Origin of the sequence: Streptomyces reniochalinae, assembly GCF_003323735.1 — a bacterium.
GTDB lineage: Bacteria > Actinomycetota > Actinomycetes > Streptomycetales > Streptomycetaceae > Streptomyces > Streptomyces reniochalinae.
Genome location: NZ_QOIM01000027.1, coordinates 1 through 13,549, shown reverse-complemented (window position 1 = coordinate 13,549; position 13,549 = coordinate 1). Strand labels below are relative to the sequence as shown.

Here is a 13,549-nt window from a genome sequence, read left to right as displayed (position 1 = left end):
AGCGCGGCACCCGGGCCGGGCAGCGGGCCCGCGGGTGCCAGGGGCCGAGCGGCGTCCGCGTCCCGAGGCGGGGCGCGGGCGCCGCTCGTCACGTCTGCCGCGGGCCGGGCCGCTGGGCGATCTCCTCGTCGGCCACGGCGATGGCCGCGTCCGCACGGACGTACCAGACCTCGCGCCGGGCCGGGGACAGTCCCGCCCAGGGGTGACGCTCCGCGCTGTACCCGAGAGTCGCGTACAGCGCCCTCGCATACCGCTCGCGCCGCTCGTCGTCGCTCACGGGGTCTCCTGGGGTGGATCGGCGGGATGTGATCCTCCCAGTAGACGAGCGCCTTGTCGGGGAGGTCAAACGCGCCGGGAGCGGTACCGCGCAGCCGCGGGCCGGCGTCAGTCCAGGACGCGTCCTCTGGTCTCCGGCATGAGCCAGATGAACAGCAGGGTCAGGAGGGTGCAGGCCATGACCACCATGACGATCGCCGTGCCCAGGCCGCTGCCGGCCGCCGCCCAGCCGATGAGGGCAGGGCTGAACGCCGCGGCGCCGCGCCCCACGTTGTAGGTGATGCCCGCGCCCGTGCCCCGCGCGTGCGCCGGGAACAGTTCGGTGAACAGGGCGCCCTTGCCCGAGGCCTGGGCCGCGATGAAGAAGCCGACCACGAGGGCGAGCACCAGGTTGTACCAGAGGGCGTCGACGGGTATCGCCATGAACAGGAAGCCGAACACCGCGGTCCCCAGGTAGAAGACGGTGAAGGCCCAGCGGCGTCCGATCCGGTCGTGCAGGTGGCCGCCCAGCACGTAGCCCAGCCAGTTGCCGACGATCATGAACCACACGTACAGCGCCGTACTGCTGACGCTGAGCCCGCGCTCGTCCTTGAGGTAGAGCGGGATCCAGGTCTGCATCGCGTAGGTGCTGCCCAGCCCGGTCGCGCCGAACAGCGTGCCCAGGACGGTGACCTTGCGCAGGCCGGGCGAGAACAGCTCGGCGAACGCGCCCTTCTTCCGTGGTCTGCCCGGTGCCGTCTCCGTCGCCCGGGTGTCCGCAGCTGCGGGCACGGCGCCCGTCCGGGGGAGATCGCGGAGGTTGCGCCGGATGACCAGCGCCACGAGTGCGGGCAGGATGCCGACGACGAACATGACCCGCCAGGCGACCGTGTCCGGCAGCCAGGCGTGGCTGAGCAGGTAGGAGAGGTTCGCGCCCGCCCAGCCGACGGCCCACGCTGACTGCACCCAGGCCAGTGCCCTCCCCCGGCGTTCCGGTGCCGCGAACTCGGCCATGAGCGCCGCGCCCACCGGCCATTCGGCGCCGAAGAAGAACCCTTCGAGAGTGCGCCACAGCAGGAGGGACTCGAAGTTCTGCGAGGTGGCGGTCAGCCCGGTGAACAGCGCGTATCCGCAGATGACCAGGGCCAGGACCTGTACCCGGCCGAAGCGGTCGGCGAGCCTGCCGCCGACCACGCCGCCGACGGCCGAGCTGAGGAGAGCCGCCGAGGTGGCCAGACCGCCCTGTGCCGTCGTCAGGCCGAAGGCGGCGATGATGCCGCTGAGTGCGAGGGGGAACATCTGGTTGGTGAAGCCGTCCAGACCCCAGCCTGTCCAGGTCGCCCAGGTCACGCGGCGGGCGAGGGACCTGTCCACCGCCGGGGACTGCCCAGGGGCCGATGTGGTGGTCATGCCTGCACTCCGTTCGGTCACTGCCGGCCGGGGTCGCTTGCCCGTCCGAGCCCGTAGAGGTCGTGTGCCGCACGTGCGGTGATGCGTTCGTTGCGCAGGTCCTCGCGCACCTGCTCGGGGTCGCGGGCCGCCGGTTCGCCGAACCCTCCGCTGCCGGGGCTCTCCACCCTGAGCACGTCGCCTCGGCGAAGCCGTACGCCCGAGAGCCTGCCGCCCGGCAGCTGCCGCTCGCCGTCCCGGCCGGGGTTGACCACGAACCGCCCTGGGCTGCCGTCGAGTCCGCCGCTCAGCCCCCAGGGGCGGGTGGCCTGCCGGTCGGCGTGCGCGGAGAACTCGGCGCCGTCGCCGAGGACCCGCACGTCCCTGCGCACGCCGAGCCCGCCGCGGTGGGTGCCGGCGCCGCCGGAGTCGGGGATGAGCTCATAGGTGTCGACGAGGAGCGGATACTCCTGTTCCAGCGCCTCGATCGGCAGGTTGGAGGAGTTGGTGATGTGGACCTGGACGGCGTCCATGCCGTCCTTCGTGGTCCTGGCACCTCCGCCGCCGGCCACCACCTCGGGGTAGACGAAGAAGCCGTCCTCGTGCTCTCCGGAGAACGTCACGTAGGTCACGGTGCTGTGGCTCGCGGCCGGTACCCGGTCGGGCAGCGCGGCGGCCAGCGCGCCGAGGACGACGTCGGCCACCCGCTGGCAGGTGTCCGTACGGGCCGTGACGGGCGCGGGCTCGCGCGGGTTGACGATGCTGCCCTCCGGGGCGGTGATGCCGACCGCGTCGAAGAAGCCGCCGTTGGGCGGGATACCGGGGTCGAGGACGGCCTTGAGCGCGTAGTAGACGGTCGCCTCCAGGGCAGGTCGCACCACGTTGATCCCCACGGGCGCCTGCGGGCCCGTACCGGCGAAGTCCAGCGCGACGCGGTCGCCGTCGACGGTGACCGCGACCTCGATCCGGGTACCGGACCCGGAGTCGGCGCCCGTGGCCGCACCGTCGTCGGGCGCCGGGTCCATCAGGTCGCTGAAGCGGTACGTGCCGTCGGGGACCTCGTGCAGGGCGGCCGCGAGTCGTTTCGCGGAGTGGTCCAGGAGGTGAGCGGTCGCCGCGTGCACCGTCTTTGTGCCGTAGCGCCTGTGCACCTCGCGCAGCTGCCGCTCGCCCACCTCCACCGACGCCAGCTGCGCGAGCATGTCGCCGCGGCGCTCGTGCGGCAGCCGCGAGTTGAGTTCGACGAAGGCCAGTGGCGCCTGTTCGACACCGTCGGCCGTGGCGAACCTGACCAGCGGGATGCGCAGCCCCTCCTGGAAGAGCGAGTCCGAGTCGCCCGCGTTGCTGCCGGGGACCCGGCCGCCGATGTCGGAGTGGTGCGCGATGTTGGCGCTGTAGCCGACCAGTTCCCCGTCCCCTTCTCCGTCCGGCCCTTCTGCCTCTCCGCGCACGTAGACTGGCTTGACCATGGTGAGGTCCGGCAGATGGGTGCCGCCGCCGCGGTACGGGTCGTTGGTGAGGAAGACGTCTCCGGGGCGCACCGACAGTTCGGAGGCGCGCAGCGCGTCGATCAGGCCGGTCATCGACCCCATGTGGATGGGCATGTTCTCCGCTTGCGCCACCAGCTTGCCCTGCGCGTCGAACAGCGCGGTCGAGCAGTCGGAGCGCTCCTTGATGTTGGTCGAGTAGCTCGCCCTGCGCAGCACGGCGCCCATCTCCTCCGCGATGGTCACCAGGGACGCGCCGATGACCTGCACGGTGATGGGGTCGGGGGTGTGCGTCTGGTTCCTCAACGCTGCTCCACTTCGATGATGAGATTGCCGTAGGCGTCGACGAGCGCGGTGGCGTCGGGGGTGATGACGGTCGTGGTGTCGAGCTGTTCGACGATGGCCGGGCCAGGCAGCTCGGTTCCGGCGCGCAGCCCCGCCCGCTCGTAGACAGGGGTGTCGAGCGGGCCCGTCTCGTCGAAGTCGACCTCGCGGCGGCCCACCAGCGCCTCGTCCGGGTCGGAACCCGCCTCCACGGAGGGCAGGTCCGGTTTGTCGACCACCGCGGCGGCGGTCAGTTGGATCTCCACGATCTGCACCCGTGCGTCGGCGTGTGCGTAGCCGTAGCTCTTCGTGTGCTGTTCGTGGAAGGAGGCCACCATCTCGGCCACGGCACCTGAGCCGAAGCGCGCCGTGTCGATCACCCGCTCCGGCAGCGGAACCGACAGCTCGAAGTTCTGCCGTGCGTAGCGCATCCGGGCCTCCCCCGTGACCCTGGTCTCCGCGCCCGGCGGCGCTTCGGCCGCCAGCCAACCGCGCGCGGAATCGTGGGCCTCGCGCAGCACCTCGTCGAGCTTCTCGGCGTTCCGCTCGTCCGCCTGAGCCAGTACGGCTCTGGCGAACTCGGCGCGGATGTCGGTGACGAGCAGGCCCAGAGCGCACAGGGTTCCCGGGTTCGGCGGCACCACGACGGTGCTCATGCCGACCTCCCTGGCGACTTCGACCGCGTGCAGGGGTCCGGCGCCGCCGAAGGCCACCAGGACGTAGCCGCGCGGGTCCTCGCCCGCCTCGACCGACACCTTGCGCACAGCTCCGGCCATGTTGACGGACGCGATCCGGCCGATGCCGCGCGCGGCCATCTCGCGGCCGGCCGCCATCGCCTCCGCGACGCGGTCCACCGCGCGTCCCGCCGCCTCGTGGTCCACCGCGAGCGCGCCGCCCAGGAAATACTGCGGGTTCAGCCTGCCGCGCAGCACGTTCGCGTCCGTGACGGTGGGCTGGTCGCCGCCCCGCCCGTAGGCGGCGGGGCCCGGCTGGGAGCCCGCGCTGGCCGGGCCGACCTCCAGCGCTCCGCCGGGGTCGACCCTGGCGATGCTGCCGCCGCCTGCACCGACGGTGTGGATGTCGAGCGACGGGGTGCGCACGGGGCGGCCGTTGATCCGGCGCTGCGTGGACACCAGGGCCTGCCCGTCGCGCACGAGGCAGACGTCGGTGCTCGTACCGCCCATGTCGAAGGTGATCAGGTTGCCGAATCCTGCCTGGCCCGCGACGTGGGAGGCCGCCACGACACCGGCCGAGGGCCCTGACAGCAGTGTGCTCACCGGGTACCGGGCCACCGACTCGAGCGACATCATGCCGCCGCTCGAACCGATCACCTTGGGCCGGACCGGTACGCCGGTCGCCTTGATCCGCTCGGCCAGCCGCGACATGTAGCGGTTGATACGCGGTCCGACGTAGGCGTTGACCACGGCAGTCGAGAACCGTTCGAACTCCCGGAAGACGGGGGCGACGTCCGCCGACGCGCACACGTAGGCCTCGGGCAGCGCGGCTCGCAGGCGCTCGACGACCTCCCGCTCGTGGGCGTCGTCGCGGTAGCTGTGCAGGAAGCAGACCGCGACCGCCTCCGGGTCCGCCGTGCGGAGCCGGTCCACCACGGCGTCGGCGTCCTCCTCGCTCAGCGGGACGAGCGCCGTGCCCTGCGCGGTCATCCGCTCCGCGACCGTGTGCACCAGCGACCTGGGGACCAGCCCCGGCGCCTTGTCGGCGTCCAGGTCGTAGAGGTCGGGGCGCTGCTGCCGGCCGATCTCCAGGACGTCCCGCAGCCCCGCGGTGGTCACCAGCGCGGTGCGTGCCCCGTCGGACTCCAGCACCGTGTTGGTGGCCACGGTGGTGCCGTGCCCGAGGTATCCGACGTCGCCCGGCGCCGCCCCGGTTCTGCGCAGGATCGCGCGGACGCCTTCGGCGACGGCGACGGACTGGTCCTCGGTGGTCGAGGGCAACTTGTGGATGTGGAACCGGCCGTCGGCCGTGTCCAGGGCCGTCACGTCGGTGAACGTGCCGCCGACGTCGATCCCGATACGTAGCATGGAACCCTCCTGCGAATGCAGATCAGGACAGCCGCGACAGCGACAGGTGATCGATGGGGATGCCGGTGCGGCCGGTGAGCAGCAGGTCGGCCGCCGACCTGGCGAAGACCGGCGCCAGCTTGAAGCCGTGACCGGAGAATCCGCCCATGACCAGGACGTCGGGCCGGTCCGGATCGCGGCCGATGATGCCGTGGTTGTCGGCGGTGTAGCCGTCCATGTAGGTGCGTGTGGCGGTGGGCCGGTCCGGCAGGCCCGGCAGGCACCGCGCCACGGCGGCAGACACCCGCGAGGCGTAGTCCGGTTCGACCACGGGGTCGAGCCGGTCGGGGTCGGCCACGGGCGACTTGCGCACGTGCAGGTTGACCTTCACTCCGCCGCCGACGTCGGGGAAGAAGGAGAAGCTGTTCTCCGCTCCGCTGCGCCGGATGCCCACGGGGAAGCGCTCCGGGGCCCATTCCGCGCCCGCGTCGAACCAGCACAGCACGGCCCTGCGGATCTCGACCTCACCGGCGAGCCTCGGCACGCTGCGGGCGATCCAGGGGCCGGTACACAGGACGACCTGGTCGAACCGGGTGACCTCGACGTCGCCCCCGGCCCGGTGGTGGACGGCCACGCCCGTGCCGGTCTGGACGACGTCCACGACGGTGGTGCGGGTGTGTATCGCGGCCCCCGCCTGCTGGGCGAGCCGGGCGGTCGCGACGACCGCGCGGTGCGGGTCGAGCAGCCCGCCCTCCCGGTCGAGCAGCACGACGTCGTCGTCGAAGAGCCGGTGCTGCGGGAACCGCTGCTCCGTCTGCCGGCGGTCGAGCCGCTCGACGTCGAGGCCCCACTCCTGGGCCACCCCGAGCACGGTGCGCACATCGGGGTCCTGCGCGGAGCCGATGGTCAGCGCCCCGCACGGTGTGAGCAGGGGCGTGCCCGCCTGGGCGCCGAGCCGTTCCCACGCCTGCCGTGCCTCGCGCAGCAGCGGGACGTAGCCTCCGCCCTCCTTGTAGGCGATGCGGAAGATGCGCGTCTCACCGCCCGCCGCCCCTCGCCCGTGTCCGACGTCGAACTGCTCGAAACCGGTCACCGGCACGCCGCGGGAGGCGAGTTGGTGGAGGACCTGGCTCCCCATGGTGCCCACGCCGATGACGGCGACGCGGGGCTGCGGGGGTGGTTTCATCGCTGTCTCCGCGGGGTCGGGAGCGTTGACCCGAGGAACGTAGCATTCACTTCATGGATGGACAATGGACGACGTGAATACTTCATCTGACACGCTGGCCCAGCGCGTTCACCGGGCAGGTCCCCTGGCCAGCGGCGAACGCGCCGTGGCCGAGTACCTGCAACGGCACCCCGAGGAGGCGGCCGTCTCCTCGGCGGCCAAGCTCGGCAAGGCCACGGGGACCAGCGACGCCACGGTGATCCGTACCGCACGCAAGCTCGGCTTCGCGGGCCTTGCAGATCTCAAACGCAGCCTCGTCCACCACCTGGCCCGGCGCCGCGACCCCGCCCAGGTCCTCGACGACCGGGTGCAGCGGCTGCGCCCGGCACACGCCGCGCTGCACCCCGTGATCGACGCAGGACGCGGGCTGCTCGGCGAGGTGCCGACCCTCATCGACACCACCGCGTGGTCGCGCACCGTGGACGTGCTGAGCGAGGCAGCCCACGTGTGGGCCTACGGCATCGGCCCGGGCGCCGCCCTCGCCGACCAGTTCGCGCTGAGCCTCCGCCGTGCGGGCAAGGCGTCCGACGCCTGGACGGCGACCGGCTTCCGGCTCGCGGACGACCTGTTGCGGCTGCGCTCCACACACACCGTCGTCGTCATCGCGCCGCTGCGCCTCTTCCGTGAGATCGGCATCGTCCTCGACCACGCGCACCGCGTCGGCGCGCACAGCGTCCTGCTGACCGAGGCCACCGACGAGGGCAGGGAGACCAGGGCCGAAACGGTGCTGCCGCTGCCCGACTCGACCGAGGGAGCCGCCAACGAACTCCTCGCGCCGCTGACCATCCTGCACGCGCTCGTGCTCGAACTGGTCACAGCGCACCACTCGTCCGCCGTCGACCACTACCAGCAGCTCAACGCCCTCCGCACGGAGATCGCCGGTACCGAACTCGACCTCAGCCGCCTGCCGGAGCCGTGAGACGCGAAGCCGTGCTCGAGGCGGGGCGCCCGCACGCCGGTGCGGCCGCGTCCCTCCGTGAGCGCTCCGCCGGGGCTGTCGGTCGGCGAACATCTGATCAGTCTGTGAACAACTGATCAGCTTGTTCTTTAACCTGAGCGCAGTCGGGCGCGCAGGATTGCGGCACCATCACCCTCAAGGTCCTCGCAGGCCGCTGCACGGCCTGCCATCCCCATCACCAGCGAGAGGGTCGGCCCCCGGAGCAGATCCCCCGATCCGGTGGTGAACGGGCCGTCTGTGGCCTCGACCCGCAAGCCCGCGATTGCAGTGTTGCTCGCGACGGTGAAATCGCGGCTGGCGAAGAACCGGGCCACGGCGGTCGTCGTGGCCACCGGGGGTGTCCGCACAAGACCCAATGGCCGACGGACGTCCTCGCTGTGGACGACTATTTCGCCCAGCCAGGCCGCAGTATGTCCTGTCGGCCCGGTGGGCCCGGCGACAACTTCGCGAAATCGCCGCAAGGTCTCTTCAGGTGTAGCACCGCGGTGCTTTGCAAGTCGTCGGTCGTTGTGCAGATCAGGATCGAACCGTGCGGCCAGCATGCTCAGCAGCCAGCGCCACATCCTCGTGCTGGCACCTGCCGTCAGATGGGCTACGACCTCCTCCACGGTCCAGCGTTCACACAGAGACGCTTTCGCCCACTGGGCCTCGCTGAGCTCGGCAAGGTCTTGAGCGAGCGCGGACCGCTCGACGTGGATCGCCCTTTCCAGAGCTTTCCGGGTTTCCAAAACGTGTGGTTCAGCCACAGGCCAGCCTCCAGAGATCGGGTGTCCTCCATCAGACTCCTATCGCAGCCCGAACTCATCGACTGCACCCGCGTAGCGGGCCTATTCGACCTTCCAGTGTCGAAACAGTCCTCGAACTAGGCCGCTCACCTGGGCATTCCCCTGCCGCTGAGGCGGCCTTCGTTTGATCATGTACCCCGATCAAGGCGCGTTGAACGAGACGAAGGTCGTGAGGGTGGGTCTGCTGCCTGAAGCCAGGGTGGGGGAAGCGTTCGTGGAAGCGTCACGCTTTCGGGATGAGCTGTACGCGTGTCTTACCGTGCGTGGCGATGAGCTGTTCGAGCTGGCGGACGCGGTGCTGTGTGCGCCGGGTGCGGTGCACTCGGCGGTGGAGCTGACGCTCTTGCCGGAACACCGCCGTGGGCACGGAGCGATGTATGACGGCCTCAACCGGGGCCGGATTGACACCGACCGGCTCCGGCAGGTGCTGGCCTGCCTGTCGCTGTCGCGCTTCTCGGACGGGCGCCTGGTACTGGCGGTGGACGTCTCGCCGTGGCTGCGATCAGACGCGCCGTGCTCACCGGACCGTCTGTTCTGCCACGTCTACGGCCGGGCGAAGACGGCGTCACAGTTCATCCCGGGCTGGCCGTACTCGTTCGTCGCGGTACTGGAGATGGGCGCCACCTCCTGGACGCAGATCCTGGATGCGGTCCGGCTCGGCCCGGCCGACGACGCCACCGCCGTCACCGCAGCCCAGCTCCGTGACGTCGTCGAACGGCTCATCGCGGCTGGCCAGTGGCGGCCCGGGGATCCGGACATCGTCATCGTCACGGATGCCGGATACGACGTCACCCGCCTCGCCTGGGTCCTGCAAGACCTTCCCGCCGAGCTGGTGGGGCGAGTCCGCGGCGATCGCGTGATGCGGTTACCAAAGCCGCCACGGTTGCCCGGGACGAACGGCCGGCCACCGAAGCACGGGCCGGAGTTCCGCTTCGCCAAGCCGAAGACCTGGCCGGAGCCGGCGGTCACCACCCGCACGGCCACGGCGAACTACGACAAGGCCGTCACACAAGCGTGGGACCGGGTGCACCCGCGGCTGACCCACCGGGCCGCCTGGCTGGAGCACGAAGGTGAACTCCCGCTGATCGAAGGCACGTTGATCCGTCTGGAGGTCGAGCACCTGTCGAAGGACCGGGCGGCCCCGGCAGTGTGGTTGTGGTCCTCCAAGACCGGTGCCGGCGACGCTGACGTCGACCGGGCCTGGCAGGCGTTCCTCCGGCGCTTCGACCTGGAACACACCTTCCGGCTGTTCAAGCAGACCCTCGGCTGGACGAAGCCCCGGCTGCGCGAACCGGAAGCAGCCGACCGCTGGACCTGGCTCATCATCGCCGCTTACACCCAGCTCCGGCTCGCCCGACCCCTTGCCCGGGACCTGCGGCACCCATGGGAGAAGCCGTCCGCAACGGGCCGGCTCACCCCGGCCCGCGTCCGCCGGACGTTTCGGAACCTCCGCCAGCACATGCCCTGCCCCGCCAGAGCACCGAAACCCCACCGACCAGGACCCGGACGGCCACCCGGCACCAGGAACAGACGCCGAGCACCCCGCTACGACGTGGGCAAGACCGTCCGCCGCGAGAAGACTCTTATCGCCCTACACCGGTCGAAAGGTTAAAGAGCAAGATCAGTCGGTGAACAACTGGGTCGCCTTCAGGACCAGTTCGTAGAGACCGTACGCGAACGGCAGGCCCACCCAGAGCCAGACGAGGACGGCGAGCCAGGTGCGGCGGGGCGCCGCCGGCTCAGGCGAGGCGCTGCTGGGAGCCATCGGGGGCCTCCGTTCCGTTCGCGGGTCCTGCGGACGCGTCCGCCGCGCCGCCTTCCGTTGCCGGCTCGTGGAAGCGCGGATGCACGGGCCGGATGCACTCGTTGGCGACGAAGCCCACGACGAGGAGACCCATCATGATGTAGAGGGAGAGGCTGTAGAGCCCGGGCCCGCTGCGCCCGGCCGCCTCCTGGCTGTCGGCGACCCGGTTGACGATCAGCGGGCCGAGCACGCCCGCGGTGGACCAGGCGGTGAGGAGGCGGCCGTGGATGGCGCCGACCTGAAAGGTGCCGAAGAGGTCCTTGAGGTAGGCGGGCGCGGTGGAGAACCCGCCGCCGTAGAAGGAGAGGATCGCCAGCGCGGAGAGCACGAAGACCGGCTTCGAGGAGCCCCCGGTGGTGGCGATGAGCAGGTAGAGCAGTGCGCCGACACCGAGGTAGACGCGGTACATGTTCTTCCGCCCGATGGCGTCGGAGGTGGCCGACCACACCAGGCGCCCGCCCATGTTGGTGAGCGAGAGCAGCGCGACGAACCCGGCGGCAGCGGAGACGGAGACCGGCGTACTGGTGTCGGCGAAGAAGTCCCTGATCATCGGGGCGGCCTTCTCCAGAATGCCGATCCCCGCCGTCACGTTCATGCACAGGACGACCCACAGGCACCAAAACTGCGGTGTACGCAGGGCATTGCGGGCCGACACCTGTGCGGTGGAGACCATCGCGCGCTGCTCGGTCGGCGGCGTCCAGCCCGGCGGACGCCAGCCGTCGGCGGGGACCCGTACGAGGAGGACGCCGAGCGCCATGAAGACCGCGTAGGCGAGTCCGTGCATCAGGAAGGCGGTGGCGATCCCGGCGCTGTCCGCCCCGAAGCTCTCCAGCATCTGCGAGGACCAGGGCGAGGCGATGAGCGCGCCCCCGCCAAAGCCCATGATCGCGATACCGGTCGCCAGTCCGGGGCGGTCGGGGAACCACTTGATCAGCGTCGAGACGGGCGAGATGTAGCCGATGCCGAGGCCGATGCCGCCGACGAAGCCGTAGCCGAGGACGATCAGCCAGAACTGCTCCGTCGCCGCACCGAGCGCGGAGAGGAGGAACCCGCTGGCGAAGCAGAGCAGCGACACGGCCATCGCCCAGCGCGGGCCCTTGCGTTCGACGAGGGTGCCGCCGAACGCGGCGGAGAGGCCGAGCATCACGATGGCGAGCTGGAAGGGGAGCGCGCTCGCCGTCCCGGAGAGGCCGAGCGCCTTCTCCAGTGGTGGCTTGAAGACGCTCCAGGCGTACGCCTGACCGATGGAAAGGTGGACGGAGAGCGCGGCGGGCGGGACGAGCCAGCGACTCCAGCCGGCCGGTGCGACCGTACGGGAGCGGCTGAGCAGTCCCCCGTCCGGAACCTGTGGGGACCTCATGAGGCGGCACTCTAAGTAGTTGAGACCTGAATGACCAGGGGCCCGACCCGCGTCCGGGGAGGAAGAGATCCGGCCGGAACACCGGATTCCGGCCGGATCGGACGTGACACCGTCGAACAGCGCGCCGCCGCCCGCTCGCCTCCCCCACCGGCTTGTTCGCCGCCGCCGAGGGCTGGCTGAACAATCCGTGCGGGGGTGGACTCGCCTCAAGAAGTCGGTCGTGCTGATGTTGTGCTGAGCCTGTAGCGGATGCCCCGGGGTGCCGTGGCAGGTACTGGCCCAGCCGACTGATTCGGCGATCGGTGAGGTATCCCCGGGGGCCGCCGGGGGGACCATGCGACGACCTGGTCCGCTCGGGTCGCAGCACCGAAGCCATGAGGAGATGCCGTGAAAGCCGTCGTGTACAGGGAGCCGTTCAGCGTCCAGGTCGAGGACGTTCCCGACGCCCGGCTGGAGGACCCCACCGACGTAGTCGTCAAGATCACCACTTCGTGCATCTGCGGCTCCGACCTTCACATGTACGAGGGACGTACAGGTGCCGAGCCGGGCATCGTCTTCGGCCACGAGAACATGGGCATCGTCGAGGAGGTCGGCTCCGGCGTCGCCCGCATCCGCAAGGGTGACCGTGTGGTCATGCCGTTCAACGTGGCCTGCGGTTTCTGTAAGAACTGTCTGGCGGGGAAGACCGGCTTCTGCCTCACCGTCAACAAGGGCTTCGCCGGAGGCGCGTACGGCTACGTCTCCATGGGTCCCTACCGGGGCGGCCAGGCCGACTATCTTCGGGTTCCCTTCGCGGACTTCAACTGCCTGAAACTGCCGCCCGGCCAGGAGCACGAGGACGACTTCGCCCTGCTCGCGGACATCTTCCCCACCGGCTATCACGCCGCCGAACTCGCACAGGTGTCCCCCGGCGAGACCGTGTGTGTCTTCGGCGCCGGACCGGTCGGCCTGATGGCCGCGTACTCCTCCATGCTGCGCGGCGCGTCCGAGGTATTCGTCGTCGACCGCCAGCCCGACCGCCTCCGGCTGGTCGAACAGATGGGCGCCACGCCCATCGACTACACCAAGTCCGACGCCGTCACACAGATCAAGAACCATACGGGCGGCGAGGGTACGGACAAGGGCATCGACGCAGTCGGCTACCAGGCCACCGCTCCCGAGGGCGAGGAGCAGCCCGCCATCGTGCTCAACAGCCTCATCGACGCCGTACGGCCCACCGGCGCCCTGGGCGTTGTCGGCCTCTATGTGCCCTCCGACCCCGGCGGGCCCAGCGAGGCGGCGAGGAACGGCCAACTCCTCTTCAACACTGGCCGGTTCTTCGAGAAGGGGCTGCGGATGGGCACCGGCCAGGCCAACGTCAAGGCGTACAACCGGCAACTGCGCGACATGATCATCGCGGGCCGGGCAACGCCAAGCTTCGTGGTCTCCCACCGGGTGCCGTTGGAGCAAGCCCCCGACGCCTACCGGCGCTTCGACAACCGCGAGGAGGGGTGGACCAAGGTGCTGCTCACCCCCGGCGGCGAAAGAGCCGCCTCTTGACCTGAGAAGCGCCGGCACCGGGTCCCAACGGATACCGCGTCGTGCCAGCGGTCCCTGGGACTCTGCCACCAACCACACTCTGGGCGTGGCAGATCGAACGTCATTCCCCGGTGGCTGCCGATGGCACAGAGATGGAACACAGCCACTGGCACGCAACGGGCACTTCACCGGTTCAGCTGAGGGCTCCGCTGACCGGCGGCGGACGATGCACGGTAGCCGGACGTCCTCCCCCTTCCAGGCCGGGTGCCACATCAGGGCCGTGGACAGCCGCAGCAGGTGGCCGGCCGCCTCGCTGTTACCAAGTGCGGACACAAGTCGGTGAACAACTTCCCCCTCAAGGCCATCTCACCTTGTGTAGCCAACAGCAGATTCGGGCGGCGCAGGTCACGACAGCCGGCGCCG

Annotated in this window: 11 protein-coding genes; 3 read left to right on the top strand and 8 right to left on the bottom strand. The window is 70.5% G+C overall.

Translation table 11 applies throughout. The features are described from left to right. Positions 1-88: 88 nt before the first annotated feature. The 5 genes from DQ392_RS09060 to solA form a co-directional block, all read right to left on the bottom strand. Positions 89-277, bottom strand: coding sequence for a hypothetical protein (locus DQ392_RS09060; protein WP_114015026.1), 189 nt, complete (start codon positions 275-277; stop codon positions 89-91). A gap of 107 nt (positions 278-384) precedes the next feature. Further along, a complete protein-coding gene (locus DQ392_RS09055) occupies positions 385-1,665 on the bottom strand; it encodes an MFS transporter (protein WP_245981279.1) in 1,281 nt (426 codons plus the stop codon). Positions 1,666-1,682: 17 nt separating this feature from the next. Next, positions 1,683-3,437, bottom strand: coding sequence for a hydantoinase B/oxoprolinase family protein (locus tag DQ392_RS09050; RefSeq protein ID WP_114015025.1), 1,755 nt, complete (start codon positions 3,435-3,437; stop codon positions 1,683-1,685). Further along, positions 3,434-5,497, bottom strand: a complete 2,064-nt coding sequence (locus tag DQ392_RS09045) for a hydantoinase/oxoprolinase family protein (RefSeq protein WP_114015024.1) — start codon at positions 5,495-5,497, stop codon at positions 3,434-3,436. The genes DQ392_RS09050 and DQ392_RS09045 overlap by 4 nt, the downstream gene beginning before the upstream one ends. A gap of 22 nt (positions 5,498-5,519) precedes the next feature. Beyond that, the gene (gene solA, locus DQ392_RS09040) at positions 5,520-6,662 is read right to left on the bottom strand and encodes an N-methyl-L-tryptophan oxidase (RefSeq protein WP_114015023.1); all 1,143 of its coding nucleotides are present in this window, start codon (positions 6,660-6,662) and stop codon (positions 5,520-5,522) included. A gap of 64 nt (positions 6,663-6,726) precedes the next feature. Here solA and DQ392_RS09035 point away from each other — a divergent pair, with 64 nt between their 5' ends. Beyond that, the gene (locus tag DQ392_RS09035; RefSeq protein WP_114015022.1) at positions 6,727-7,620 is read left to right on the top strand and encodes a MurR/RpiR family transcriptional regulator; all 894 of its coding nucleotides are present in this window, start codon (positions 6,727-6,729) and stop codon (positions 7,618-7,620) included. Between the two features lie 128 nt (positions 7,621-7,748). On the opposite strand, the gene DQ392_RS09030 is transcribed toward DQ392_RS09035, so the two are convergent. Further along, the gene (locus DQ392_RS09030) at positions 7,749-8,405 is read right to left on the bottom strand and encodes a maleylpyruvate isomerase family mycothiol-dependent enzyme (RefSeq protein WP_245981278.1); all 657 of its coding nucleotides are present in this window, start codon (positions 8,403-8,405) and stop codon (positions 7,749-7,751) included. 214 nt (positions 8,406-8,619) lie between these two features. Here DQ392_RS09030 and DQ392_RS09025 point away from each other — a divergent pair, with 214 nt between their 5' ends. After that, positions 8,620-10,056, top strand: a complete 1,437-nt coding sequence (locus tag DQ392_RS09025; protein WP_425470507.1) for an NF041680 family putative transposase — start codon at positions 8,620-8,622, stop codon at positions 10,054-10,056. 9 nt (positions 10,057-10,065) lie between these two features. Here the strand turns inward: DQ392_RS09025 and DQ392_RS34395 are convergent, their stop codons facing one another. Next, positions 10,066-10,209: an MFS transporter small subunit gene (locus DQ392_RS34395; protein WP_181856348.1), complete on the bottom strand. Its 144-nt coding sequence runs from the start codon at positions 10,207-10,209 to the stop codon at positions 10,066-10,068. After that, a complete protein-coding gene (locus DQ392_RS09020) occupies positions 10,184-11,608 on the bottom strand; it encodes an L-lactate MFS transporter (protein WP_114015020.1) in 1,425 nt (474 codons plus the stop codon). The genes DQ392_RS34395 and DQ392_RS09020 overlap by 26 nt, the downstream gene beginning before the upstream one ends. 387 nt (positions 11,609-11,995) lie before the next feature. On the opposite strand from DQ392_RS09020, the gene DQ392_RS09015 reads away from it, so the two are divergent. Continuing rightward, the gene (locus tag DQ392_RS09015; RefSeq protein WP_114015019.1) at positions 11,996-13,147 is read left to right on the top strand and encodes a glutathione-independent formaldehyde dehydrogenase; all 1,152 of its coding nucleotides are present in this window, start codon (positions 11,996-11,998) and stop codon (positions 13,145-13,147) included. Positions 13,148-13,549: the final 402 nt, after the last annotated feature.

Bases quoted from the DNA above. Each gene is read 5' to 3' on its own strand.
- DQ392_RS09055 (WP_245981279.1), bottom strand. From the start codon at position 1,665: ATGACCACCACATCGGCCCCTGGGCAGTCCCCGGCGGTGGACAGGTCC.
- DQ392_RS09045 (WP_114015024.1), bottom strand. From the start codon at position 5,497: ATGCTACGTATCGGGATCGACGTCGGCGGCACGTTCACCGACGTGACG.
- solA (WP_114015023.1), bottom strand. From the start codon at position 6,662: ATGAAACCACCCCCGCAGCCCCGCGTCGCCGTCATCGGCGTGGGCACC.
- DQ392_RS09035 (WP_114015022.1), top strand. From the start codon at position 6,727: ATGGACGACGTGAATACTTCATCTGACACGCTGGCCCAGCGCGTTCAC.
- DQ392_RS34395 (WP_181856348.1), bottom strand. From the start codon at position 10,209: ATGGCTCCCAGCAGCGCCTCGCCTGAGCCGGCGGCGCCCCGCCGCACC.
- DQ392_RS09020 (WP_114015020.1), bottom strand. From the start codon at position 11,608: ATGAGGTCCCCACAGGTTCCGGACGGGGGACTGCTCAGCCGCTCCCGT.